Below are 25,959 nucleotides of genomic sequence, written 5' to 3' on the forward strand. Positions count from 1 at the left end.
GATGGAATGCGTGTTAAGCTAAGCGACATGGTGAAGGCGGTCAACCCTCAGTCGAGCGGCCCCGAACGCGCCAAGGGCCCCGTGGACAAGGCGCTGGACCTGCTCGGTGCGCTCGTCCGACCAGGCGGCCCGCACCGGCTCGCCGACATCGCGCGGCAGACGGGCCTGACCAAGCCGACGGTGCACCGCCTGCTTCAGACGATGGCCGAAGCCGGCTTCGCGGCAGCAGAAGGCGGCGCCTACCGGGTCGGCCCCCGGCTGCTCGCCATGGCCGCGGCGGCGCTCGCCGACAGCGAGGAGATCCAGTGCGTCCGGCCGGTCCTGGCCGATTTGCAGAGCCGGACGGGCCAGACCGTGCTTTTCGCGGTCCGCCAAGGCGCGGAGGCCCTGTACGTCGAGAAGGTCGAGTCCGCGCACGGCTACCGGATGACCTCACGGGTCGGCGGCGAGGTGCCGCTGTACTGCACGGCGGTCGGACGCGCCATCCTGTCCGCGCTGCCGGACGGCGACGTCGCGGAGATCCTCGGCGGCGAACCTCTTCCTGCTCGCACTCCCCGGACCCTGACCGATCCGGCGGCCATCCGCGAAGCATCGGCGAGCGCGAGCGGCTACTTCGTCGAGGACGAGGAGTACGAGCTCGACGTGCGCAGCATCGCCGCGCCCGTGCTGGACCGCGATGGCCAGGTGTTCGGCGCGATCGGCCTGTCGGGCCTGACGTTCACGCTCGACGACGCCAGCATCGAGGTGTTCGGCCCGATCGTGCGCGCCACCGCGGGCCGGGTTTCCGCTGCTCTCGCGGAAAATTCGCCTGGCCTCGGAGTGATCAAGGGCGGGCGGGTTTGAGCGAGCTGGCACGGATCCTGGCGGAAGCCCGCGACCGGCGGGTGTTCTCCGGGGCGGCGTGGTCGGTCGGCAGCCCGGACGGTGTGGTGGACTCGGGGTGGATCGGGACCCGCTGGTGGGGCGGTCCGGGACTGAACGGCGAGGACCTGTGGGACCTGGCCTCGGTGACGAAGCCCGTTGTCGGCCTCGCGGTCATGGCGCTCGCCGAGCGCGGCGCGCTCGGGATCGAGGAGACGATCGCGGACCACCTCCCCGAATACCGCGGCGGCGACAAGGCGACCGTGACGATCGGCCAGCTGCTCGCCCACACTTCCGGGCTGCCCGGAAAAGTGCCGCTGTACCGGGACAACCCCACCCGCGAGGCGCTGCTGCGCGCCGTGCGGAACCTGCCGCTGCGCGCTGCGCCGGGCGAGCGCGTGGAGTACTCGTCGCAGGGTTTCATCATCCTCGGCCTGATCGCCGAAGCGGCGGCGGGCAAACCGCTCGACGCACTGGTGGACGAGCTCGTGTGCACCCCGATCGGCATGACCCGAACCGGGTTCAACCCTCCTGCCGCGCAACGGGAAACAGCCGTCGCGACCGAGGAGTGCCCGTGGCGAGGCCGGGTCGTCAGGGGCGAGGTGCACGACGAGAATGCCGTCGTCCTCGGCGGAATCGGGGGCCACGCCGGTGTTTTCGCTCCGCTGTCGGATCTGGAACGCCTGGGCCGAGCGCTCGCCGACCACGGGACGGGCCTGCTGTCGCCGGACACCTTCGCCCGCATGACCGCTTGCCACACCGACGGGCTGGCGCTTCGACGCGGCCTGGCCTGGCAAGGGCTCGACCCGTCGGTATCACCCGTCGGTCAAGCGCCAGGGCCGGATTCCTTCGGGCACACCGGATTCACCGGCACGAGCATCTGGGTGGACCCGGCGACGCGGCGCTACTTCGTGCTGCTGACCAACCGAGTGCACCCCTCGCGCGAGAACGCGGGGATCGAGCCGGTGCGCCGCCGGTTCCACGACGCCGCAGTCGCCTTCTAGAATTCGCTCCAGACCATCGGTAGAAAAGGAACGCTGCATGACCAAGCAGGAGATCCGCACCGACGCCGCGCCGCGACCGGCAGGTGCATACAGCCAGGGCATCGTGGCCGGCGGCTTCCTCCACACCGCCGGATTCGGCCCGAAGGACCCGAAGACGGGCGAGGTGGCCGAGACGGTCGGCGAGCAGACCGCCCAGGTCCTGCGCAACGTCCAGGCTGTGCTCGCCGAACAGGGCCTCACCCTGGACGACGTGGTGAAGTCGACGGTGCACCTGCAGAACCTCAAGGCGGACTTCGCCGAGTTCAACGCGGCCTACGAGTCGTTCTTCACCGCCCCGTACCCGGCGCGCACAACGGTCGGCTCAGACCTGATGAACATCCTGGTCGAAATCGACGTAGTCGCAAAACTCCGCGACTGAGCACGACCTTCCCGGTCTCGGCACCGCGAGCGGCCAGATGGCGATAGGCGCCCTCTGACCTGGGATGATGTTGGTTGCTGAAGCCGAATCATCTCGTGGGAGAGTGCACCTATCCGGTGAGCGGAATGGATATCGAGTAACTCCAGGCCCAACCGGTGCTGCGGACCGGCGCCCGCTGGCACCACGACCTGGAGTTCGGGTCCGTCTCCTTCCGGCGCGGCACCCGCACCGTGATCGACGACCTGTCGTTGTCGGTACCTGCGGGGCAGCGGCTAGCCGTGGTCGGGCCGTGGGGTGCGGGTAAGAGCACATTGCTGCAGCTGCTCGCGCGGTTCTACGACCTCGACGCGGGCGTGGTGCGCGTGGGCGGTGTCGATGTGCGCGCGACCGACACCGAGGTGTTGATCGCGCAGATCGCCATCGTCTTCCAGGACGTCGACCTCTTCGACGGCACCATCGAGGAGAACGGGCGCCTCGGCCGTCCCGACGCCGACGACGCCGCCGTTCGGGCGGCAGCGACCGCGGCGCGACTGGACGACGTGATCGAGCGGCTGCCCAGCGGATGGGCGACGAACGTCGGCGAGGGCGGTGCACTGCTGTCGGGTGGCGAGCGCCAGCGCATCTCGATCGCGCGAGCGCTGCTGACGGACGCGCCCATCGTGCTGCTGGACGAGGTGACCTCCGCGCTGGACCCGGTGAACGAGAGGGCCGTCCACGAGGGCGTCGAGGCCGGACGGTGGTGATGGTGGCGCACCGGGTGCGGACCGTCCAGCGCGCCGATCGCATCGTCTTCCTCGACGGCGGCCGGATCCTGGAGGACGGCAGCCACGACGAACTGCTGCGCCGCGGCGGCCGCTACGCCGGCTACTGGCAGATCTCCAGGACACCGGTGGCAGGTGAATGAGTCGGTAGGTCGCCACACGACTGGCGCCGCTTCCGACAATTCCTTGCCCGACCTGCCACCAGCTGCCTTCGCAGATCAGGTATGCGCCAACCCTTCCCATCGAGGATGATCAACGGTGATTGGCGCAGCCAGCTGGACACTCAGGCCTGGGTGGGCCAGGGGCTTTGCCGGAGGGCCGAGGCCTGCCGCTGCGGTGCGCCACGGCGCGGTCCTATGCCAAACTGGTTGTGTTGTCCTGACGTCGGCTGGATCTTGAGCCGTGGCTGACCGCTTGGTCGTGCGTGGCGCGCGTGAGCACAACTTGCGCGGCGTGGGTGTCGACCTGCCTCGGGACAGTTTGATCTTGTTCACGGGTCTGTCCGGTTCCGGCAAGTCCTCCCTGGCGTTCGACACGATCTTCGCGGAAGGCCAGCGCCGATACGTGGAGTCGCTGTCGGCGTACGCGCGCCAGTTCCTGGGCCAGATGGACAAGCCGGACGTGGAAGTCATAGAAGGCCTCTCACCCGCGGTGTCGATCGATCAGAAAGCAACCAGCCACAACCCGCGGTCGACGGTGGGCACCGTCACCGAGGTCTACGACTACCTGCGGCTGCTGTACGCCCGCGTGGGCGAGCCGCACTGCCCGGTCTGCGGCGAGCGGATCAGCAGGCAGACCCCGCAACAGATCGTCGACCAGGTGCTGGCCCTGCCCGAGCGCACCCGGTTCCAGGTGCTGGCGCCGGTGGTGCGCGGGCGCAAAGGGGAGTACGCGGAACTGTTCGCCCGCTTGCATTCGCAGGGGTACGCGCGTGTGTCGGTGGACGGCGAGGTGCACCACCTCGACGACGTGCCGAGGCTGAAGAAGCAGGAGAAGCACTCCATCGAAGTGGTCATCGACCGGCTCGTGGTCAAACCGGGGGCGAGGCAGCGCTTGACGGAGTCGGTGGAAGCAGCCCTGCGGTTGGCGGACGGAGTCGTGATCGTGGAGTTCGTCGACCAGCCGCCGCGGTCGCGGGACCGGCAGTGGTCGTTCTCGCAGAACCTCGCGTGTTCCCGCGGCCACCCCATCGGCGTGCAGGACTTCGAGCCGCGGTCCTTCTCCTTCAACTCCCCGTACGGCGCATGTCCGGAGTGCACCGGGATCGGGGTGCACCGCGAGATCGACCCGGAACTGGTGATCGCGAATCCCGAGCTGTCGCTGGCGGATGGTGTCGTGGCGCCGTGGCAGGGCGGTCAGACCAGCGAGTACTTCCAGCGCCTGCTGAGCTCCTTGGCCGACGCCCGCGGCTTCTCGATGGACACCCCGTGGCGGCGGCTGCCCGCGAGGGTCCAGAAGGCGGTGCTCTACGGCTCCGACGACCAGATCCACGTGCAGTACCGCAACCGCTACGGCCGACGGCGGTCCTACTACGCCCGCTTCGAAGGAGTGATTCCGTTCCTGGAGCGCCGCTTGGAGCAGACCGAGTCGGACTACGTGCGCCAGCGGTACGAGGGTTACCTGCGGGAAGTGCCCTGCCCGGAGTGCGCGGGCACCCGCTTGAAACCGGAAGTCCTCGCCGTCACGCTGGAGCACAAGACGCTGGGGAAGCGCTCGATCGCCGAGGTGTCCGCGCTGTCGGTGGCGGGCTGCGCCGAATTCCTGCGCGGCCTGGTCCTCGGCCGCCGCGAACGCGCGATCGCAGGCCGGGTGCTCTCGGAAACCCAGGCGCGCCTGGGTTTCCTGCTCGATGTCGGGCTGGACTACCTGTCGCTGGATCGCCCGGCGGGCACGCTCGCCGGAGGAGAGGCCCAGCGGATCCGCTTGGCCACGCAGATCGGCTCCGGGCTGGCCGGGGTCCTCTACGTGCTGGACGAACCTTCGATCGGCCTGCACCCGCGGGACAACCACCGCCTGCTCGCGACGCTGACCCGGCTGCGGGATCTGGGAAACACGCTGATCGTCGTCGAACACGACGAGGACACCATCCGCGCCGCCGACTGGGTCGTGGACATCGGTCCCGGCGCGGGTGAGCACGGCGGGACGATCGTGCACAGCGGTCCGCTGGACACCTTGCTGGCCAACCAGAAGTCGCTGACCGCCGAATACCTGACGGGTCGCCGCAAGATCCCGGTGCCGACCGTGCGACGTGCGGTCGACCTGAAGCGCGTCCTGACGGTCCACGCGGCGCGCGAGCACAACCTGCGCAGCATCGACGTGTCCTTCCCGCTGGGCTGCATGATCGCCGTGACCGGGGTTTCCGGCTCGGGGAAGTCCACTTTGGTCAACGACATCCTCTACAACGGACTGGCCCGGAAGCTGCACGGCGCCCGCGCGGTGCCGGGAAAGCACGACTCCATCACCGGAATCGACAACCTCGACAAGGTCGTCCACGTCGACCAGTCGCCGATCGGCCGCACGCCGCGTTCCAACCCCGCCACCTACACCGGGGCGTTCGATCCCATCCGCAACCTGTTCGCCGCCACCACCACGGCCAAGGTCCGCGGTTACCGGCCGGGGCGGTTCTCGTTCAACGTGCGGGGCGGACGCTGCGAAGCATGTGCCGGCGCCGGAACCATCCGGATCGAGATGCAGTTCCTCCCCGACGTGTACGTGCCGTGCGAACAGTGCGGCGGGGCCCGCTACAACCGCGAAACCCTGGACGTGCGCTACAAGGGGAAGACGATCGCGGAGGTCCTGGACATGCCCATCGAACAGGCGATGGAGTTCTTCGGGGCGTTGCCGGGCATCGCCCGCCGCCTGCGCACGCTGGTCGACGTCGGCATGGGGTACGTGCGACTGGGGCAGCCCGCGCCGACGTTGTCCGGTGGCGAGGCGCAGCGGGTGAAGCTGGCCACGGAGCTCACCCGGCGTTCGAACGGGGGCACCGCGTACATCCTGGACGAGCCCACCACGGGACTGCACTTCGATGACGTCCACAAGCTGCTCGACGTGCTGCAACGGCTGGTGGAAGTCGGCAACACGGTGATCGTCATCGAGCACAACATCGAGGTGGTCAAGACCGCCGACTGGATCATCGACCTGGGACCCGAGGCCGGATCGGCCGGCGGTCGTGTGGTCGCCACGGGCACTCCCGAAGCGGTCGCCGACGACGAGACCAGCTACACCGGGCAGTTCCTGCGCCGTGCGCTCGCTTCTTGAAGCCAGATCAAGAGATTCGGAGGTAGCGATGTTCAACAGCCCGGAGGAGATCCTCCGGTTCATCTCCGATGAGGGCGTGAAGTTCATCGATGTCCGGTTCTGCGATCTGCCCGGCATCATGCAGCACTTCGCCGTGCCCGCCAAGACGTTCGCCGCCGAGATCTTCGACGAAGGCATCGCCTTCGACGGGTCGTCGGTGCGCGGATTCCAGGCGATCCACGAGTCCGACATGCTCCTGTTGCCCGACACCTACACCGCTCGACTGGACCCGTTCCGCGCCAAGAAGACGTTGAGCCTCAACTTCTTCGTGCACGATCCGTTCACGCTGCAGCCCTACAGCCGCGACCCGCGCAACATCGCGCGCAAAGCAGAGCAGTACCTGGCCGACTCCGGCATCGCCGACCTGGCCTACTTCGGGCCGGAAGCCGAGTTCTACCTCTTCGACTCGGTGCGGTTCGCGAATGCGGAGAACACCTCGTTCCACGAGATCGACGCCATCGAGGGCTGGTGGAACACCGGCCGCGCCGAGGACGGGGGCAACCAGGGTTACAAGATCAAGTACAAGGCGGGTTACTTCCCGGTCCCGCCCACCGACCACCTGGCGGACCTGCGCGACGAGATCGTGCTGAACCTGATCGATGCGGGTTTCACCGTGGAGAAGGCCCACCACGAGGTCGGCACCGCGGGCCAGGCCGAGATCAACTACAGGTTCAACACGCTGCTGCACGCCGCGGACGACCTGCAGCTCTACAAGTACACCGTGAAGAACACCGCGTGGCGGCACGGCAAGACGGCCACGTTCATGCCCAAGCCGCTGTTCGGCGACAACGGTTCCGGCATGCACACCCACCAGTCGTTGTGGAAGAACGGAAAGCCGTTGTTCTACGACGAGACGGGCTACGCAGGGCTCTCCGATCTCGCACGGCACTACATCGGCGGCATCCTGCACCACGCGCCGAGCCTGCTGGCGTTCACCAACCCCACGGTGAACTCGTACCACCGCATGGTGCCCGGCTTCGAGGCGCCGGTGAACCTGGTCTACTCCCAGCGCAACCGCTCGGCCTGCATCCGCATCCCGGTGACGGGCGCCAGCCCGAAGGCCAAGCGCATCGAGTTCCGCTGCCCGGACTCCTCCGGAAACCCGTACCTGGCCTTCGCGGCGATGATGCTCGCCGGCCTGGACGGCGTCGCGAACAAGATCGAGCCGCCCGAACCCATCGACAAGGACCTCTACGAGCTACCTCCGGAGGAGGCCGCCGATGTCGTCCAGGTTCCGTCCTCGCTGGACGCGGTGCTGGAAAGCCTCGTGGCCGACCAGGATTTCCTGCTGCGCGGCGACGTCTTCACCCCGGACGTGATCGAGACCTGGATCGCTTTCAAGCGGGAGCACGAGATCGACCCCCTGCGACTGCGCCCGAACCCGTACGAGTTCGAGCTGTACTACGACGTTTAGCGGCTTCCGCTGCTGACAGCCTGCGCCAGGCTTCCGCCATCGACCCACTCCGCGAACACCCGGGGAATTTCGTTGATCGTGCGGACGTACGCACAGCTGACCGTGTGCGGATGCAGCCCCAACGCTACCCATGTGCCGAAGCTGCTGCGCTCTTTCGGCGTGCGTACCAGCTCGGGGCGCGGTGTCTTCACTGCCAGATCCGTCTGCCAGCCGAGGTGGCGAACCCGGTGCACGAGGCCCATGCCGCCGCTGTTCACTACGCCGCGCACCTCGTACAGACCGAGCACGACCTCGCCCGGCTCCCAGCGCCAGATTCGCTCGGACTCCACGGCGTCAGTCGGCCAGCGCGACAAACAGCGGACTGCCGAGCAGCACCGCCATGCCGTCGTGGACGTCGAGTTCGGGGTACGGGCTTGGCCCGTGCATGAGGCGTTCGGCGAGGAACTCCACCTCTTGCTGATCGCCACACATCAGCCAGTTCGCCATGTGGGCCGAAGCGAGCGCGCTTGTCGGCGCCGTATCTTCGTCGAGCAGCGCACACCCGAGACGCGGCGCGTCCGCCGGTCGGCACGGGCCGGAGTCGGCGATCCTGCGCGAGTTCGAACAGTTTTACAACTCCCACCGCCCACACCAGGGCATCGCGAACGCCCGCCCGCTACGCCCCTTGCCCGTGCCAGTCGCCAATCCGCAGCAGCCCGATTCCCCCAACATACGTCGACACGACCGGCTCGGTGGCATCCTCCACGAGTACCGACGCGCAGCATGACCTGCACGGATGCGGTTTTCGGCAAGGGCAAGGTGCTGACAAGCCGCGCCTGATCGAATCCATGACCCGTCAGATCATGGGTAGCCCGACGTAAAGCGTCGCCGCGTGTGGGGTCCTATCCTCGAAAGGGTCGAGGCAGTCCCGGAGCAAGGCGACGTCCAAAGACCGGCTGGGGCTGGTGTCAGCTCGTCGGCGTTGGAGCGGCGGCCATGGATCCTAAGCTGGTAGCAACTCTCCTAGGCATAGTCGGAACTGTCGTCGGTGTCATGCTGGGCTATGGCCTCCAAGAGCGAGCAGCACAACGCCGTAGGGTGATCGAGTCGGTCCACCGGGCGTTAACGCTTGCCCGGGAGTTCCAGCAAGACGTCCTCGAATTCGGGATCAGCTTCGTTACCCTGAGCGACCTACCAGAACCTGGCCCGGAGGACGCCTCGGAAGCGGCGCGCCAATTCGGTCTCGATTACCACTTCAAGCTGCTCAACGAGGCCGACGCGCGGCTGCGCCAAACCGAGCGGGAGCTGCTTCGTGTGGGGGTGGACCTTTCGCTGTACACCGACCTGCACCGTGCAGGCGGCGATACCGTCACCTTCTTCGACATTATCGCTGACGAGTTGTGCGGGCAGGGAGTACGTGAGCCGATCGCCGAAGCAAGCGACAAGGCCGATATCTTTGATCTCGTCTTTCGTGTCGGCGTTATGGTTCGCGGGTTCGAGGAGCAAGCAGCAGCCTATTTGCGGAAGCGGCACCGATGGCGTGGGAGGACGCCGGAAGCGGTAGTGCTCGGCGCCCCGCGAGAGGTCTCCGAGTCCTTTGAATCCGGTTACAGGCCCCGCAACTCTAGCGGCGCTGAAGACCCCCCGCCCAATGCCTCCCGACCTTGATCGGTGCCAGCCTTTCGGTGGCCCGGCTCGTGTCGGCCACCGTCACCACTCCACGTTAAGCAATCCCCGAGAACCGCCTCGTGCGGTGCACTTTTGGCGTCGTCCCGGTGGGTGCAGGTGAGAAGTTGCCAACCAATTGCCAAAAATCACCCGCAAGCGACCGCAAATAACGGCAGACAAGGCGAAATCGGTAGCCGGAGTCGCGCAGGTAACCAAAGGTGTTGGCAGACAACGGCAAACACTGATGATCATGGAATCGAGATCAGAAGGTTTGGTATTCGAGGCCGTCCAGCGCCTCCAGGTGTGGGTGTCGCTAGCTTGCATGCGGCGCCTACACCTTGCCCTCACAAAACAACGCCATATGACCGCAAGTGACGCATCGCAACAATCATTTGCAATAGTGATTTATGCAGGTGGTGGTAGGTACTAGGTGGCGTCCGTAAGCAACCGGAAGTGTGGCCTCAGAATCCGCGGGTTAAGGGTCGACCCCTGGAGCCCCACCAAGAACCCAGGTCAGATGGCCTGGGTTCTTTGCTGCCGAGCCCCCGTTTGCCAACAATAGTTCGCCCGCGAAGCCCAACGCATCAGCGCTCACGCGGGACTCCCGCCCCGGCCGAACTCATCAGTCTGCGACTGGGTCGGTAGGTGTACAACCTCGTTCCAGACAGCGCTGTACTGGGATCAGCGCGCCGCGCTGATCCGCCGCACGGTGCGGCCGGCGACCAGGTGGATGACGTCGGTGTCGGCCCAGAAGGTAACCGTGACTGGCGGCGGGCACGTAACCGCGTCCCGAAACCGAGCACCCGCTACACGTGCCCTGGAGGCTGTTCGAGCACACGGCGGGACATCCGATAGCACCTGCTCCGAGCGTAAACCCGCCGAGATTCTCGAAGCTCACAAAGCAAATCAGCCTGTCCCGGCGAGGCGTCCCGTATGGGTTCCGGCGGGACAGCGAAAAGCCCTTGCCGCACCCGCTATCGGGAAGCAGGACCCGTGTAGTTAGCGAGCACCTCCGTCCACAGACACAGTCGGTCGCCCACCTGTAACCGCGGAGCTTGTCCAAGGCCGGCGTTCACCACACCCGATGGGCAAGTGTGCTGATGGCCAGCGACCTGATGATCGAGCTCGCCCGGTGGATGATCATCGAGGGCGAGACCCACATCTCCGCGTGATCAGCGCCAGGTGTCCAGCGCACACCGAAACCACCCACGCGGGTGAACAGCGGCGCCTCCCAGAACGCGACCCCATTTCAGACCCGCTAAACCGATCCTCCCAAAAATGCCGAAAGATCGAGACGGCACCCCTAAGGACGATCACCCAAGATCCACATCGAGACACGAAAAAAGCCCGCTGACCTGCACTCTCGTGCCGTGTCAGCGGGCTCTCCCGCGGTCGGGCTGACAGGATTTGAACCTGCGACCCCTTGACCCCCAGAAATGTCCACACGAGACATTCACCTGCGAAAACGAGAAATCGCAGCACAAACCGGTGCAGCTCACTTCCGCTCAGTGCAGTACAACGCGGTTCAAACCCCTACAACCCTCCCATTTCCCTCCCGCTCCCTCCCGCTCCACCCATTCAGACACCGACGCCGGGCAAAACTGGCGACATCGCGTCCGGCGGTGCAGCAACCTGTCCCGACCCGCACCGTCCCACCGTTGGCGCACACTTGACCAGCCAAAACAGTGAATCTGAGAACTACCGTGTCAAGGTAGCGCCCTGCATCGACCTGACCTACACAAATGGAGAACCTACGATGCGCGTGATGGGGCTGCGGTGGTTCCGTGACCGCATCGCCATCCCCACTTCGGCGCGGGACAACGACATCTCCCGTGCAACCGGCTACCGGTACATCGACGAGGTCATCGAGGTCCTGGACGACCAGGCCCCGGACCTGCATCAGGCCCTGCGCAAGGCCCGAAACGACGGCGCGATGTTCGTGATCCTGGACGGGAAACTGTTCTCCTGCGACCGGCTCGGTGAGAAGACCACCAGCGTCACAGGCACCGAGATCCACCGGTGGTACTCCGGCAAACACCGCGACCAAGGCGGCAACATCCAGGCACTGACCACACCCGAGGATTCCCGATCTGGGTCTCACCGGTGGAACCCGGCTCGGTCCACGACATCACCGCCGCCGAACACCACGTCCTCAGCGCGCTGTACTGGGCCGCCCCCCCAACTCGACCTGCCCACCCTCGCCGACGGCGGCTACCAAGGCGCCGGCATCCACACCGTCATCAAGCACTCCAAAACCGGACGCGGCCGCCCACTGGACCCCGACAACCGCACCTACAACCAGCTCCTCCGCAGCCTGCACGCCCTAGGCGAACGCGGATTCGCCTCCCTGATCGGACGCTGGCGCACGCTCCAGCACATCACCGCCAGCCCCCGCAAACCCGGCCACATCGTCCAAGCCGCACTCGTCCTCACCCACCACGAACACGGCTACACATAGCCTCCAACTGAGATCACCTCAATGCACTCTCCGCAAATCAGCCAGCATAAGCAAATCCTGCCCCGGCGCCCGAACGAGTTCCGGACTCCCGATACCGGACTTTGCTGTGCCTGGCGGCCGGTTCGCCGCACCGCAACGGCCGAGCGTGCGCACCCGGCCACCGGCGCACATCCGGCGGCGGCCCGGCCCGGGCGGCGCGACAACGGTGTTGCGGACCGGGTGCCCGTCCGGCCCCAGATCCGCCTGTGTGGGCCGGTCGAGCAGGTAGATCCAGTGCCACGACAGGGGCAGGCCCTGTTCGAGATCGGGGACCGGAACGTCGAGTAGCGCGGCCAGCGCCTACGCCGGTTCCGGTTGCAGCAGTTCGGTCCGCGTCACGGGTTCTGTTACGCGCGTGCATGCCCTTCCGCAGGTCGAAAAGATCTCGTGGCAGGCAAGTCAGCGGTTGCTTCCGTACTCGCGGAGGAGGCCGCGGCTGATGATGGTCTTCTGGATTTCGCTGGTGCCTTCACCGATGAGGAGGAAGGGTGCTTCGCGCATGAGGCGTTCGATTTCGTATTCCTTGGAGTAGCCGTAGCCGCCGTGGATGCGGAACGCTTCCTGGGTGACTTCGGCGCAGTACTCGCTCGCGATCAGCTTGGCCATGCCAGCCTCGACGTCGTTGCGAGCCCCGGAGTCCTTGAGCTGGGCGGCATTGACCATCATCAGGTGCGCGGCCTCGACCTTCGTCGCCATCTCCGCCAGCTTGAACGCGATCGCCTGGTGCCGCGCGATCGGCTTGCCGAACGTCGAGCGCTGCTGCGCGTAGTCGATCGCCAGCTCGAACGCGCGGATCGCGATCCCGCAGGCGCGCGCGGCGACGTTGACGCGGCCGACCTCGACCCCGTCCATCATGTAGGAGAAGCCCTTGCCCGGGGCGGCGCCGAGGACCTTGTCCGAGCCGATGCGGAACCCGTCGAACACCGCCTCGGTGGTGTCCACGCCCTTGTACCCCATCTTGTCGATCTTGCCGGGAATGGTGAGGCCCGGGAGGACCTCGCCGAACCCGGATGGCTTCTCCACCAGGAACGCCGTGAGTCGATCGTGCGCTTTCCCTGATTTCTGGTCGTCGGCTCCGCTGGCAGGCTCTTCGTCGGTCCTGACCAGCAGCGCGATCAGGTTGGAGGAACCGCCGTTGGTCAGCCACGTCTTCGCGCCGTCGATCACGTAGTCGTCGCCGTCCCGGCAGGCCCGGGTCTTGATCGCCGCCACGTCCGAGCCCAGGTCCGGCTCGGACATCGAGAACGACCCGCGGACCTCGCCGGTCGCCATCCGGGGCAGGAAGTGCTGCTTCTGCTCCGGCGTCCCGTGCCGGGAGATCATGTGCGCCACGATGAAGTGCGTGTTGATCACGCCGGACACGCTCATCCAGCCCCGCGCGATCTCCTCCACGACCAGCGCATACGTCAGCAGCGACTCACCCAGGCCGCCGTACTCCCCGGGGATGGTGAGCCCGAACAGGCCCATCTCCATCATCGCATCGACGATCTCGGCCGGGTACTCGTCCGCGTGCTCCAGCGCTTGCGCGTGCGGGATGATCTCCTTGTCCACGAACGACCGCACCGTCGACAGGATCTCCTGCTGAACATCGGTCAAACCGGCAGTTTGCGCCAAACGGGACATGCCTCAACCTCTCACTGCGGCAATAACACGAGCGAATTCGCGCATCGCAGGCTCGGGCACCGTGAAGTAAGTGAACCCGATTGCCTCGCGATGCTGATGAAGTTTTTCCGCAACCTCAGCGGGGTGTCCCGAAAGGACGGTGGGAACCCGCGCCAGGTCGCGGTCGGACAGGTGGTGTTCGAACCGGGACAACCTGTTGACTGCGTCCCGGCGATCACTGTCGATCGCGACCGCGTGGACGAGCCGGTTGAGCTCCAGCTCGGCGAACCGGTGCGGCGCGGCTTGCCGCACGTGTGCCACACGTTGGGTGAGCGCCTTCGGGTCGAGGAACCGGAGCATGCCGGGGCGTTGCCCGGGTGCGGCCCCGCTGAAGGCGACGATCTCGGCGTGTGCGGCGGCTTTCCGGAATACTCGGTCTCCGTTGTCCGCGACGCTCACCGGCGGCATCGGCCGTTGGACCGGTCGTGGCCGGTGCTACGGATCGGCAAGCAGCCGACGCACCTCCAGCACGGTGTGCTCGAGGTGGTCGACCCGCTCCGGGCTCGCTGCGCCAGGGAATCCCGGCGGTGTCGAACTCGGCTTTGACATAACCCGTCCCGAGCGCGATCTCGAGGCGTCCGTCCAGCAACGCGTCCGTGCCGGCGAGGTCGCGGGCCAGCAAGGCCGGGTTGTAGAACCCGGCGTTGAGAACGAAGACCCCGAGACGAGGACGTGTGGTGGCTTCGGCCGCCGAGACGAGGCGGGCAACGGCGCCGGCATGCCAAGGTGATCTGCTACCGCGATGACGTCGTAGCCGAGATCCTCAGCTTCCCGGCAGCGCGCCTGCCACTCAGCGCGCGAAGACGGGGTGAGCAGATTGACGCCGAATCGGAAACCGCGCCGGGTCATCCGCGGGTCTTCCGGATCGCATCGACGGCGTTGTCCCGGTCCGCGGCGACGTAGACCGTCCCGTCGGGGCCGATCGCGAGCCCTCCGGACCGGACATGCGGCAGGCGCAGGTATCCGACATCGAGACCGGTCACAAGCACCTGATGTGTGCCCTGCCCGTTCACCGAAAGCACGCGCCTGCCGGCGGCATCGAGCACTATGGCCGATCCGTCCGGGCGGACCGCGACCGCACGCGGTCCCCCGAGTCCCGCGGCGCGTTCGGTGACCGTTCCCGATGCGGGCTCGACCTCGAACAGCCGACCGCCGGCGGCGTCGGCAACCAGGACCGTCCCGCGTTTGGTCACCGCGAGCCCCGTTGGGGCACCGAGGTCTTCCGCGAGCGGCCGGACTGTCTCGCCGACGACGTGGAGGAGCCGACCCCTCGCGGGCTCGGAAATCACGAGGCTGCCGTCGGGCAGCTCCACGGCGTCCGCGGGATTGTCGAGGCCGTGGACTTCGCGGACGGCGTTTCCGGTCTTGCGGTCGACCACCTGGACGGACCCGATCAGTTCGGACGTGAGCACGAAATATCCTGCGGTGACGCTGATGCCGGACGGGAATTCCAACGCGGAAGACAGCCGTCGCTGGATTTCACCGACCGCGCCGGTGTGTGTGTCCACGGTGCGCAGTGCTGTTGCGTCAGCGATGTAGAGGGTGTGCCCGTCGGAGGCGACGTCCGCGGGGAAAGCAAGCCGGCTCGAGGTCACCACCGCGGCGGCTCCGGTGTCGAGATCGATCTCGGAGACCGAGCTGTCGGCCATATTGCTGACATAGGCGCGATCTCCCGGGCCGATGACCATGTTGTCGTCAGCGGCGGGCAACGTCACCACGGTGTGCTTGGCACCGGTCGCCGGGTCGATCCGGACGAGCTGCCCAGTCGCCCCGTCGAGAGCATGGAGCCGGTCGCGGGAATCGAAGCGGACGGACACCGGCTGACGGAATCCGGTGGCGACTACCGAAATCGCCCCAGTGCGCGGATCGACCCGAGCCACCTGCCCGTGCTCGGCCCGAGGCGCGTAGATCATCCCGTCCAGCCCGAACGCGAAGGCGTTGAGCCCACCTGGATCGCGCGCGACGAGTCGCGGCGCGGCCTGGCCCGCGGGGTCGATTTCCCAGAGCGCATCGGCGAAGGTCAACTGCCCGACGTACAAGTGCTTGCCGGACCGGTCGAACGCGATGGAGTTGACGCCGGGAAGGTCGCGGGCGACGGTACGGATCCGGCCGTCGGGGGCGCGCCCCTTCACGGTGCCGGCGAGCGGGTCCGTCCACAAGATCTCGCCGGAGGGGGCGACGACGAGATCGTCGGAGCGGCCCTCACGCGGACCGACCAGACTGCGGATCTTTCCGGTGCCGGGGTCCACCGCGGAGATGGTTTCGCTGGCGAGGCTGGCGGTGAGCAGCTCGCCGTTGGGAGCGAGGGTGATGCCGTTCGGGGCGTGCAACGTGGTGCCGGCGACCAGCCGCTGGACCCGATATCCGGTGGTGGCAGCAGCTTCGGTGACGGTTGCCATGGGCAGGACCAGCGCGATGATGAGTGCGGCAGTGCGCAGTCGGCGAGCGGTGAACACGGGTTTCCTCCTCCGCGGTCGGTCTCCGGGGCCGCGCGCGACGGCCCCGGAGGTGCTCCGGATCAGAGCAGGTCGGCGCTGGCGTAGATGGACTGGAACTCCAGGTAGTTGCCGAGTGCCTCGGGTCCGAGTTCGCGACCGATGCCGCTGCCTTTCATGCCACCGAAGGGCGCGCCGAGGTCCTGCAGGTAGTAGTTGAGGCCGATCGTTCCGGTCCGCACCCGGCGGGCGATCGCGAGGCCACGATCCTCGTCGGTGGTCCAGACCGAACCTCCGAGGCCGTACTCGCTGGCGTTGGCGATGCCGACCGCCTCGTCGTCGTCCTCGTAGGCAGTGATGGTGACGACGGGGCCGAAGATCTCCTCCTGCGCGATCCGTTCGCGGTTGTCCACGTCGGCGAACACGGTGGGCTCCACGAACCAGCCGCGGGAGAGGTCCGTGGGACGGCCGCCCCCGGTCACCAGGCGAGCGTCGGAAGCGCGCCCGAGTTCGATGTAGCCGAGGACCCGGTCGAGCTGCGCCTTGCTGGCCATCGGGCCGCACGTGACGGCCGGGTCGAGCGGATTGCCCACGACCATCTCGCGCGCGAACTGCGCGACCGCCTCGACTACCTCGGCATATCGCGAGCGCGGGGCGAGGATCCGCGACTGGACCGTGCAGGTCTGGCCATTGTTCTGGAAGCAGGCGTTGTCCAGGCCGGCGACGAAGGTGTCCAGATCTGCGTCGTCGAGCACGATGGCCGCGGATTTTCCGCCCAGCTCCAGGGTGCACCGGCGGACCAGGCGCCCGCATTCCGCGCCGATGATCCGGCCGGCCGCGGTGGACCCGGTGAACGCGATCTTGTCCACGAGCGGATGGGAGACGAGCGCGGCGCCGGCTTCCCGCCCGGCAAGCACGATGTTGAGCACGCCCGGCGGCAACCCGGCCTCGGCGGCGGCATCGCCCAGGATATAGCCGTCCAGCGCGGTTTCCGGGGAGGGCTTGAGAACCACGGTGCAGCCCGCGGCCAGTGCCGGGGCGATCTTCATCATCGCGAGGACCTGCGGGTAGTTCCACGGCGTGATCGCCCCGACCACGCCCACCGGAGCACGGCGCACGACCGTGGATCCGGCCGGGCTCGGCCGGATCTCTTCCAGCGGCATCGTCTCGACCTGGTCCGCGTACATGTTCAGCAGACCTGCCGGAGCGTCCCCATTGAAGGCGTTCGACAGCGCGATCGGCATGCCGTTCTCTCGGCTGACCAGTGTGGCGGTGTCGGTGGAGCGGGCGACCAGTGCCTCCGCGAAGCGGCGCATCACCGCCGCACGTTCTGCTGCCGTGGTCCGGCCCCACGACCCCTCGTCGAGGGCACGGCGAGCAGCGCGGACCGCAGCGTCGATATCGGCGTCGGTACCCAAGGCGGCAGTGCCCAGTGGGGTCTCGGTGGCCGCCTCCAGGGCCACATGGGTCTCGGCTCCCTTCGGCGTCACCCACGCGCCGTCGATGAAGAACCGAGTGCGGTCCAGATCGGTGCTCGAACCTGCGGCGATAGTCAACGTAGCTCCCTGTACTGGTGTTTCGCGTTGTCCGGCGTGGCGATGACCCGCCGGTCGTGCAGGCCGCCAAGTTCGGCGGCCGTGAGGCCGAGAACCTCGGCCAGTACGGAATCGGTGTCCCCTCCGAGCTCCGGACACTCACCAGCGGCACCGCGCTCGCCGGAGAACCGAAGCGGGGAACGTGCGGTGATGGCGGACCCGCCGCGTGGCAGCCTCAGATCGGCGAGCACCTCGTGAACCTGTTGGCGGTGCTCGGCCACGAGTGCGGCCATGCCGCGATAACGGCCCCAGAGCACCCGCGCGGCATCCAGTTTCCTGCCCACCTCGTCGAGGGCCCGCGCGGCGAACCACGGCCGCAGAACGGCCGCGATCGTCTCGCGCAAGCGGTACCGTTCGGCCTCATCGCGCAGATCCGCGTGCAATGCCTGTTCCAGTGCGGTGAACACCTCCGCAGTGCCGGTCGCGGACTGCAGCGCCCGCCACTGGCCGTCAGTGAGCGCCACGACCATCACCCGCGCGTCGTCCCGGCAGGCGAAGTCGACACCGAAACTGCCGTAGACGTGGTTGCCGTGCCGCGGCCGTTCCCCGTGCCGGTCGGCGGCCTCGGACAGCCAGCCGAGATTGGCGACTCCGGCGAGCGCCACATCGGAGAGGGCCAGTTCGACGTAGGCACCTGCTCCGGTGCGAGCGCGCTGGTTCAGCGCGGCGAGCACCCCCGTGGCGACGCTGAGCCCGGTGACCAGGTCCCAAGCCGGCAGCACGTGGTTCACCGGAGCCGCCCAGCCGTCGCTGCCGGTGATCTGCGGGATCCCGACCTCGGCGTTGACGGTGTAGTCCACCGCGGGCCGCCCGTCCGGATAACCCTGTACGCGCACGTGGATCACGTCGGATCGGCGCGCTGCCAACCGTTCGTGGGCCAGCCATGGCCGCCCGACCACATTGTCGATCAGCACCCCGCGATCGGGTCCCGCAGCGGTTGCCAGCGCGAGGACGAGCTCGCGGCCTTCCGGGCTGCGCAGGTCGACCGCGACCGAGCGTTTGCCCTTGTTCAGCGAGGCCCAGTAGTAGCTTTCCCCCGTCGGCGCGACTGGCCAGCGAAGGTGGTCGCTGCCGCCGCCGATCGGGTCGATGCGGATCACGTCGGCGCCCAGCTGCGCCAGCGTCATGCCGCCGGTCGGGCCGGCGACGAAACTCGCGCATTCGACGATGTGCGTGCCGGCCAACGGTCTGGTCATCGGTGCCCTCCAGGTCGGGAACCGGGGACGAGTACGGCGCGCCCAGTCACCCGGCGTTCGTCGAGATCAGTGAAGGCGCTGACCACCTCGTCGAGGGGATAGGTGGTCAGCAGGGGCTGCACCCTTCCCTCGGCAACCAGGTCCAGCGCGTCGGCGAAGGTGGTCAGCAGCGTGGACCCAGAACCGGTCAGCACGGCTTCCTTCGCGAACACGAAGGCCGGATGGACCCGGATCGGCTCGCCGCCGACCTGCCCGGTCAGCACATACCGCCCCGCATGGGCGAGGCCGCGGAAAGCCTGCCTGAACACGGCCGGATGCCCGGTGTTGTCCAGCACGACGTCGGCGCCTCGCCCCTCGGTCGCGTCGAGGATGTCCTGCCAAGCGGTGTCCCCCGCGGTCACCACGTACGCGGCGCCGCATCGCTGCAGCTGCTCTGTCTTGTCCAGACGACCGGTGAGCGCGAGCACCCGGGTCCCGAGCGCGGCGGCGACCTGCACGGCGTGCAGCCCCAGTCCGCCACCGGCCCCGGTGACGAGCACCGTCTCGCCAGGTTCGACCCGCGCGATGCGGCGCAACGCCTGCAAACTAGTGCCCACGGCGCAGGCGACGACCGCGGCCTCGGCCAGGTGCACGCCAGGCGGCACGCGCAACAGAGCCGACTGCGGGAGCACGGCGTATTCGGCGAACCCGCCGTAGAGAAACGCTCGTCGCGCACACCGCAGTTCCTTACCGTTCGCGCACGGTTCGCATCGGCCGCAGGTGCCGAACTGCTTCGCGGCGACCCGGTTCCCCACGCTGAACCGGGCAACGTCAGGGCCGACAGCCACGACAGTTCCGGAGATCTCGTGTCCGAGCACCGCGGGCAGCGGGATGCTCAGCAGCCCGGCACGGTCGGCCTGGTCGTGCCCGCACACCCCGCAGGCCGCGACCTCGACGAGCACCTCGCCGGGGCCCGGCTCCGGGCGATCCAGCTCGGCGATCGTCACCGCCTCGGGACCGCCCGGACGGGTCAAGACCGCGGCGCGCATGATGCGATCACCTTGCCTGGATTGAAGATTCCCTGCGGATCGAGTGCCTGCTTGACCGCCGCCTGCATGGCCAGCACCGGTGCCGAGAGCTCCCGGCTGAGCCCGTCGCGTTTGAGCAGCCCGACGCCGTGTTCCCCGGTCACCGTGCCGCCGAGCGCGATCGCCTCGCTCAGGATCTCTTCGAACGCGGCCTGTGCCCGCACACGCGCCACCGGATCACCACCCGGCACGACCAGCACCGGATGCAGGTTCCCGTCACCGGCGTGCGCGACGTTCGCGATGCGCACCTCGTGGCGAACCCCGATCCCCTCGATCCGCCGCAGCATCTCCGGCACCGCGGCGATCGGCACGCACACGTCCTCGGTGAGCACCGGGCCGAGCCGTTCGAGCGCGGGATAAGCGAGCCGCCGCGCGGCGAACAAGGCCTCGGATTCCGATGCATCGGACGATGCAGCGGTCCACGTGGCACCCGCCACGGCGAAGCAGTCCGCCATGATCTCGGCTTCGTACTTGCCAGCCTCGCCGGGCGCGTCGGTGCGGCCGAGCAGCACCGCCTCGGCTTCGGCGGACAGGCCCATGTTCTTCCAGGCGTCCACCGCGGCGAGGGTGTGCCGGTCGATCAGTTCCAACACCGACGGCACGATGCCGGACGCACCGATGGCCGCGACGGCGTCTCCGGCTTCGGACAGGCTGGTGAAGTAACCGGCGACCGTGCGTTCGCTCGCCCGCGCCCCGCGCAGCCGCACGGTGATCTCCGTGATCACGCCGAGGGTGCCCTCGGAGCCGACCATCAGCCCGGTGAGGTCGTATCCGGCGACGCCCTTGGCCGTTCGGCGACCGAGCCGGACCAGGTCTCCGGTGCCGGTGACGACCTCCAGACCGAGCACGTAGTCCCGGGTGACCCCGTACTTGACGCAGCACAGCCCGCCGGCGTTGGTGGCGACGTTGCCGCCGATCGTGGACCACGGCGCGCTCGCCGGATCCGGCGGATACCACAGGCCGTGTTCCGCACAGGCCGCCCGCAGCGTCTCGTTCACGACGCCGGGTTCGACCACGGCGATCCGTTCGCCGGTGTTGATCTCGCGGATCGCAGTCATCCGCTCGGTGGACAGCACGATCCCGCCCGCCACCGCGTTCGCCCCGCCGGAGAGACCGGTGCCGGCACCGCGCGGCACAATCGGGATTCCGTGTCGCAGGCACGCCCGCACCGTCTGCTGGATCTCCTCAGCGGTGTGGGCGCGCACCACGGCCAACGGCATATCGTGCGGCGCCCACACCGCCTCGTCGTGCGCATACACGGCAAGGACATCGGGATCGGTGAGCACCCGGTCGGCCGGCAGCGTGCGGCGCAGTTCTTTCAGCATGGCGCACCGGCTTTCGCCGCGCGGACCTCGGCCAGCCGCTGCGCGAGTGCGCGCCGGTATTCCACGACGGTGCCGACCTTGACGTCCTCGTAGCCTCGCACCAGGTCGGGCAAGAGGGCCGTTTCCACGGCCAGCGCATGAGTTTCCGGGCCTAGCCGCTCGGCCAGTTCACCGATGACGCGTTCGTATTCAGCGACCAGGTCGCGTTCCAGCTTGCGGATCGCGGTGCGGCCGAATGGATCCAGCCGAGTCCCGCGCAGCCGCCGCGCCGCGACGAGGATGCGGAAGACCGGTTTGAACCAGGGCCCCAGCTCGACTTTGCCGCGCATGCCGAGCGCCTTGAGCACCGGCGGATGCAGCCGGTACGCAACGCGGGCGTCCGCACCGAAACGCGCGCGGATGCGGCGTTCCTGCACCGGGTCCAGGGAAAGACGCGCGACCTCGTACTCGTCCTTGTAAGCCATCAGCTTGTGCAGGTTCCGTGCCACGGCCTCGGTCAGCACCGTTGCACCCGGGACCGCGCTGGTCTCGGCGCGACGCACCCGCTCGACGTGCTCCAGGTAGCGGCGCGCGTAGGCGGTGTTCTGGTAAGCGATCAACTCGGGCACGCGGATGCGCAGCAGCCTCGCGAGTTCGGAGTTGTCGTCAGCACCGACCTTGGCCAGCAGCTCGCGCGTGGCCGGCTCGAGCGCAGCTTCGTGTTCGGGTTCCCCACGAAGCGTGCTGAGCACGGCCTCCAGCGCCGCACGGTCAGCCACCCACTGCCGGCCCCGGCGGAATGCCTGCACATTGGTCTCGACGTGGACCCCGTTGCGGGAGATGGCTTCCTCGATCGTCTCCGCCGGAAGGGGCAGCGCACCACGCTGGTAAGCCACCCCGGTCAGCAGGAGGTTGGCGTACTGGTCCTGGCCGAACAGCAACTCGGCCAGTTCCCGGGCATCCAGCTCGGTCACGGTCTCGGCCGCTTCGCGGAGCCGGTCGAGCAGCGCCGCTTCCTCGGGGAAGGTGACGCTGGTGTCGGTGACCATCGCACCGGTCGGGACCTTCGACGTGGAGACCACGGCGGTGGTGCGGCGCGGATCGGCGACGGCAAGGTAGCGGGGATCGGCGGCGACGAGCACATCGGCGCCGAGGTAGAGATCGCACTCGCCTTCGCTCGCCTTGTTCGCGTGCGCCGCGCCGATCTTGACATCGGAGACCACCGCGCCGCCCTTCTGCGCGAGCCCGGTTTGATCCAGCGAGCGAACCGGCAGGCCGGCGATGTTCGCCGCGGTCGCGAGGATCTGCGAAAGCGTGACCACTCCCGAACCGCCGACCCCGGTCACCCGCACGGTGAACCGCTCGGCCGAGACGATCCGGGCGGGCTCCGGCAGGGTGTCCTGGAGCGCGTCGGCGACCGGCCGGGACCCGGCGTCCTTGCCTGGCAGCACAGTGAGGAACGACGGGCAATCCCCTGCCAGGCAGGAAAAGTCCTTGTTGCAGGAGGACTGGTCGATGCGGGTCTTGCGGCCGAACTCGGTGTCAACCGGCTGCACCGAAAGGCAGTTCGACTTCTCTCCGCAGTCGCCGCAGCCCTCGCACACCCGCTCGTTGATGACCACCCGTTGCGGTGGTTCCGGAGCGAGCCCGCGCTTGCGTTTGCGCCGCAGTTCCGTCGCGCATTCCTGGTCGTGGATCAGCATCGTCACGCCCGGGATGCGGGCAAGCGTCTCCTGCGCTTCGGTCAACCGGTCGCGGTGCCACACCCGGACGCCGCGCCCCAGGCGGACGCGGCGGTAGCGGGCCGGGTCCTCGGTGGTGACGATGATCCGGCGCACCCCCTCGGCCCGCATGGCGTCGATCACCCGGGGAATGGTCAGGACTCCGGTCGGCTGCTGCCCGCCGGTCATCGCGACCGCCGAGTTGTACAGCAGCTTGTAGGTGATGTTCACGCCGGAGGCGACGGCCGCGCGCACCGCCAGGCTGCCCGAGTGGTGGAAGGTGCCGTCACCGAGGTTCTGCACGAGGTGTTCCTTGCGCACGAAGGGAGACATGCCCACCCACTGGGTGCCCTCGCCGCCCATCTGGGTCAGCCCGGTGATCTCCCCGGTCTGTTCCTGGTCCGTCATCAGCACCAGGCTGTGGCATCCGATTCCGGCGCCGACCAGCGATCCCGCCGGAGTTTTCGTGGACGAGTTGTGCGGGCAGCCCGAGCAGAAGTACGGGGTGCGGGCGGCCAGCGGGAGCGCGATGGTGCGCCGCGGCGGTCGCCAGGATTCGACGGAGGGAAACTCGCCGTGCGCACGTAGCCGGGGCACGAGCGCTTCAGCGATGCGGTCCGGGTCCAGTTCGCCGTCGGCCGGTACCAGGGCGGCGCCGTCGGGTCCGCGCTTGCCGCTGACGACCGGAGCCTCGGCACGGCCGTAAAGCAGACCCTTGATGGCGGATTCGATGAAGGAACGTTTCTCCTCCACCACCACGATTTCGCGCAGCCCAGTGGCGAACCGGGTGACGATCTCCGGGTCGAGCGGATGCACCATCGCCAGCCGCAGCAGCCGCACTCCGCGGCGGCCCAGTTCCGGCTCGTCCAGGCCCAAGATCTCCAGCGCCTGGCGAAGGTCGTGAAAGGTTCTGCCGGCAGCGACGATCCCGATCTGGGCCTCGGCGCCGGCGATCGTGTTCAGTCCGTTGGCCGCGGCGTAACGACGCGCGAGTTCGAGGCGTACGCCGTCTCGGGTGCGCTCCAGCCTGCCGAGATCCGGTTGCAGCATCCGCGCGGTCATCTCGTGGGTGAACGTTCGCCCGTCGACTACCGGATCCGGTGCCACCGGGCGGATCCGGTCGGGATGCACGCGCACCGTGCCGGTGCCGTCCGCGACGTTGGTGGCGATCTTGAAGCCGACCCAGAGCCCGCACGCACGAGACATCGCCACGGCATGCTGGCCGAGGTCGAGCACTTCCTGCGGATCCGCTGGGTACAGCGTCGGCATGCCCAGATCGGCCAGCAGCAACTCGGAGCTGCCGGGCACCGTCGAGGACTTCGCACCCGGGTCGTCGCCGACCAGCGCCAGTGCTCCGCCGAGCGCGTGGGTGCCCATCAGGTTGTTGTGCCGCAAGGCATCTGAAGCGCGGTCCAACCCCGGCGACTTGCCGTACCAGTAGCCCGTGACCCCATCGACGCGCCGATGCGCCGAGCCCGCAGCCAACTGCGCGCCCTGCACCGCGGTGGCCGCCAGTTCCTCGTTGACACCTGGCCGGAACACCACATCGTGCTCGGCCAACAACTCGGTTTGCTTGCCCAGCTCGAGGTCGTATCCACCGAGCGGGGATCCTTCATAGCCGGAGACGAACGCAGCGGTGCGCAAGCCCGCGCGCTGGTCGGCGCGGCGGACGTCGACCGGCAACCGGGCCAGCGCCTGGACGCCGGTCAGTTGGAACTGTCCCTCGAGCGCGCGGTAGCGGTCGGCAAGACGATCGGTCACGGCGTGGTTCCTCCATGCGGCACGAGCGTGGGAGCAAGCGTCCGGAGCTGGTCCAGCACGGGTTCTACGCCGTGGCTCCGGGTCAGCGGGTGGATCGCGACGTGGTCGGCTCCCGCGTTCAGGTGTTCGTGCACCCGGGCCGCGACCCGCTGCGCGTCACCCCAGGCGACCAGCGCGTCCACCAGGCGGTCGCTGCCGCCGCCAGCGAGGTCGTCCTCGTCGAATCCCAGTGCGCGCGCGTGATTCACGTAGTTGCGCAGCGCAAGCCGGGTCGCGATGTGTTCACGCGCGATCGCCCGGGCGCATCCGGCATCCGAGTCGACGATCACGGCCTGCTCGGGAACGAGCAACGGCTCGGGGCCGAGACGTTCGCGGGCCGCCGCCGTGTGCGCGGGCGGCACGAAGAACGAGTGCATCCCGGCGCTCCGGTCGCGGGCCAGTTCCTGCATCCGGAGCCGCAGCGCTGCCAGGACCCGGGGCACCGGCCGGTCGGACCGCGGTCCCCGGTAGGAGTCGGTATCGAGCACGTCGAGGTATTCGCGCAGCGCCGTCAGCGGCCGATCGTGCCCGTGTCCGCGCCCGGCCTCGGCGTGGCTGGCACCGAGGCCGAGCACGAACCGTCCGGGAAAGGCCTCGCCGAGGGTCTGCGCCGCGGCCTCGGCGGCAATGGCGTCCCGCGCCCAGATGGTGGCGACCCCGGTAGCGACGGTCAGCCGCGTGGTAGCACCGAGCAGCAGGGCGGCGTTGGTGAAGATTTCCTTGTGCGCCGGGGATTCCCCGACCCACAAGGCACCGTAGCCGAGGTCTTCGATGACCCGGGCCGCGCTCGCGCCCTGCTCGGCGGGAACCTCCGCCAGCACGGACAGCCACACGCCGACCGGTCCGATCCGCGCAGCCAGTTCACGGGCGGTCATGCGTGTTCCCCCGGTCGGAATTCAGGCAGCCACACGGAATCGCCGACCTCGCGGAACGACACCGTCACCGGTTCCCCGAGCACCGGATCGGCCGCACCGGTCCAGGTGGTGGTCAGATTCGGGCCGCTGTCCAGCCGGACCTGCACCACGACATAGGGCACCTCGTCGCCGGCGAAGTACTGCTTGTGGAACCGGACCCAGCTGTGCACCCGTCCGGTCCCGGCATCGGTCACCCACTCGACGTCCCTGCGGAAATCGCGTGGACACACCGGGGACGGCGGCCAGAACCGGTGGCCGCACGAACCGCACACCGGAATGCGCAGCTCGCCGCGGGCCGCGCCGTCGAGGTGCTCGACGTCCTCGGGGTAGCGGACGGGAAGGGGTCGGGCAGTGGTCATCGTG

The 25,959-nt window shown here is 68.2% G+C and carries 21 protein-coding genes and 1 pseudogene; 9 read left to right on the plus strand and 13 right to left on the minus strand.

All coding sequences use genetic code 11. The features are described 5' to 3' along the window. Positions 1-27 precede the first annotated feature (27 nt). The 7 genes from ACWEV3_RS18050 to glnA all read left to right on the plus strand — a co-directional run bounded on the left by ACWEV3_RS18050 (position 28) and on the right by glnA (position 7,758). Positions 28-843: an IclR family transcriptional regulator gene (locus ACWEV3_RS18050; RefSeq protein ID WP_452614960.1), complete on the plus strand. Its 816-nt coding sequence runs from the start codon at positions 28-30 to the stop codon at positions 841-843. Beyond that, complete coding sequence (locus ACWEV3_RS18055) at positions 840-1,865, plus strand: serine hydrolase domain-containing protein (protein ID WP_452614961.1); 1,026 nt, start codon at positions 840-842, stop codon at positions 1,863-1,865. The genes ACWEV3_RS18050 and ACWEV3_RS18055 overlap by 4 nt, the downstream gene beginning before the upstream one ends. Before the next feature lie 37 nt (positions 1,866-1,902). Continuing rightward, complete coding sequence (locus tag ACWEV3_RS18060; protein WP_452614962.1) at positions 1,903-2,283, plus strand: RidA family protein; 381 nt, start codon at positions 1,903-1,905, stop codon at positions 2,281-2,283. A gap of 155 nt (positions 2,284-2,438) precedes the next feature. Further along, on the plus strand, positions 2,439-3,026 hold the full coding sequence (locus ACWEV3_RS18065; protein ID WP_452614963.1) for an ATP-binding cassette domain-containing protein: 588 nt from the start codon (positions 2,439-2,441) through the stop codon (positions 3,024-3,026). A 14-nt stretch (positions 3,027-3,040) separates the two neighbouring features. Further along, positions 3,041-3,187: a hypothetical protein gene (locus tag ACWEV3_RS18070; protein ID WP_452614964.1), complete on the plus strand. Its 147-nt coding sequence runs from the start codon at positions 3,041-3,043 to the stop codon at positions 3,185-3,187. A 259-nt stretch (positions 3,188-3,446) separates the two neighbouring features. Next, a complete protein-coding gene (gene uvrA, locus ACWEV3_RS18075) occupies positions 3,447-6,305 on the plus strand; it encodes an excinuclease ABC subunit UvrA (RefSeq protein WP_452614965.1) in 2,859 nt (952 codons plus the stop codon). Positions 6,306-6,333: 28 nt separating this feature from the next. Next, positions 6,334-7,758 (plus strand): type I glutamate--ammonia ligase, encoded by a 1,425-nt coding sequence (gene glnA / locus ACWEV3_RS18080; RefSeq protein ID WP_452614966.1) that lies wholly within the window; start codon positions 6,334-6,336, stop codon positions 7,756-7,758. Here glnA and ACWEV3_RS18085 read toward each other — a convergent pair. Next, on the minus strand, positions 7,755-8,087 hold the full coding sequence (locus ACWEV3_RS18085) for a hypothetical protein (protein WP_452614967.1): 333 nt from the start codon (positions 8,085-8,087) through the stop codon (positions 7,755-7,757). The two genes, glnA and ACWEV3_RS18085, sit on opposite strands and share 4 nt — an antisense overlap. Before the next feature lie 4 nt (positions 8,088-8,091). Beyond that, entirely contained in the window at positions 8,092-8,346 is a 255-nt protein-coding gene (locus ACWEV3_RS18090; protein WP_452615016.1) for a DUF7019 family protein, read from the minus strand. Between the two features lie 489 nt (positions 8,347-8,835). On the opposite strand from ACWEV3_RS18090, the gene ACWEV3_RS18095 reads away from it, so the two are divergent. Next, positions 8,836-9,405, plus strand: coding sequence for a hypothetical protein (locus ACWEV3_RS18095; protein ID WP_452614968.1), 570 nt, complete (start codon positions 8,836-8,838; stop codon positions 9,403-9,405). A gap of 1,765 nt (positions 9,406-11,170) precedes the next feature. After that, the gene (locus tag ACWEV3_RS18100) at positions 11,171-11,863 is read left to right on the plus strand and encodes a transposase family protein (protein ID WP_452614969.1); all 693 of its coding nucleotides are present in this window, start codon (positions 11,171-11,173) and stop codon (positions 11,861-11,863) included. A 438-nt stretch (positions 11,864-12,301) separates the two neighbouring features. On the opposite strand, the gene ACWEV3_RS18105 is transcribed toward ACWEV3_RS18100, so the two are convergent. The 11 genes and pseudogenes from ACWEV3_RS18105 to ACWEV3_RS18155 all read right to left on the minus strand — a co-directional run bounded on the left by ACWEV3_RS18105 (position 12,302) and on the right by ACWEV3_RS18155 (position 25,955). Further along, a complete protein-coding gene (locus ACWEV3_RS18105) occupies positions 12,302-13,525 on the minus strand; it encodes an acyl-CoA dehydrogenase family protein (RefSeq protein ID WP_452614970.1) in 1,224 nt (407 codons plus the stop codon). A gap of 3 nt (positions 13,526-13,528) precedes the next feature. Next, positions 13,529-13,963, minus strand: coding sequence for a hypothetical protein (locus ACWEV3_RS18110; protein WP_452614971.1), 435 nt, complete (start codon positions 13,961-13,963; stop codon positions 13,529-13,531). Between the two features lie 166 nt (positions 13,964-14,129). Beyond that, a pseudogene (locus ACWEV3_RS18115) lies at positions 14,130-14,204 on the minus strand (hypothetical protein); the annotation flags it as partial. Positions 14,205-14,409: 205 nt separating this feature from the next. Further along, positions 14,410-16,020: an outer membrane protein assembly factor BamB family protein gene (locus ACWEV3_RS18120; RefSeq protein WP_452614972.1), complete on the minus strand. Its 1,611-nt coding sequence runs from the start codon at positions 16,018-16,020 to the stop codon at positions 14,410-14,412. Between the two features lie 62 nt (positions 16,021-16,082). Next, complete coding sequence (locus ACWEV3_RS18125) at positions 16,083-17,555, minus strand: aldehyde dehydrogenase (protein ID WP_452614973.1); 1,473 nt, start codon at positions 17,553-17,555, stop codon at positions 16,083-16,085. Next, positions 17,552-18,790 carry a CoA transferase gene (locus ACWEV3_RS18130; protein WP_452614974.1) on the minus strand — a complete coding sequence of 413 codons (1,239 nt, stop codon included), beginning with the start codon at positions 18,788-18,790 and terminating at the stop codon, positions 17,552-17,554. Before ACWEV3_RS18130 ends, ACWEV3_RS18125 begins: the two co-directional genes overlap by 4 nt. Continuing rightward, the gene (locus ACWEV3_RS18135) at positions 18,787-19,818 is read right to left on the minus strand and encodes an alcohol dehydrogenase catalytic domain-containing protein (RefSeq protein ID WP_452614975.1); all 1,032 of its coding nucleotides are present in this window, start codon (positions 19,816-19,818) and stop codon (positions 18,787-18,789) included. The genes ACWEV3_RS18130 and ACWEV3_RS18135 overlap by 4 nt, the downstream gene beginning before the upstream one ends. Further along, positions 19,800-21,182, minus strand: coding sequence for an FAD-binding oxidoreductase (locus ACWEV3_RS18140; RefSeq protein WP_452614976.1), 1,383 nt, complete (start codon positions 21,180-21,182; stop codon positions 19,800-19,802). Before ACWEV3_RS18140 ends, ACWEV3_RS18135 begins: the two co-directional genes overlap by 19 nt. Continuing rightward, positions 21,176-24,643 carry an indolepyruvate ferredoxin oxidoreductase family protein gene (locus ACWEV3_RS18145; RefSeq protein ID WP_452614977.1) on the minus strand — a complete coding sequence of 1,156 codons (3,468 nt, stop codon included), beginning with the start codon at positions 24,641-24,643 and terminating at the stop codon, positions 21,176-21,178. The genes ACWEV3_RS18140 and ACWEV3_RS18145 overlap by 7 nt, the downstream gene beginning before the upstream one ends. Continuing rightward, the gene (locus ACWEV3_RS18150; RefSeq protein WP_452614978.1) at positions 24,640-25,557 is read right to left on the minus strand and encodes a TIGR03620 family F420-dependent LLM class oxidoreductase; all 918 of its coding nucleotides are present in this window, start codon (positions 25,555-25,557) and stop codon (positions 24,640-24,642) included. The genes ACWEV3_RS18145 and ACWEV3_RS18150 overlap by 4 nt, the downstream gene beginning before the upstream one ends. Continuing rightward, positions 25,554-25,955 (minus strand): Zn-ribbon domain-containing OB-fold protein, encoded by a 402-nt coding sequence (locus tag ACWEV3_RS18155; protein WP_452614979.1) that lies wholly within the window; start codon positions 25,953-25,955, stop codon positions 25,554-25,556. The genes ACWEV3_RS18150 and ACWEV3_RS18155 overlap by 4 nt, the downstream gene beginning before the upstream one ends. Positions 25,956-25,959 lie beyond the last annotated feature (4 nt).

It is taken from the genome of Saccharopolyspora sp. NPDC003752 (genome assembly GCF_053605825.1).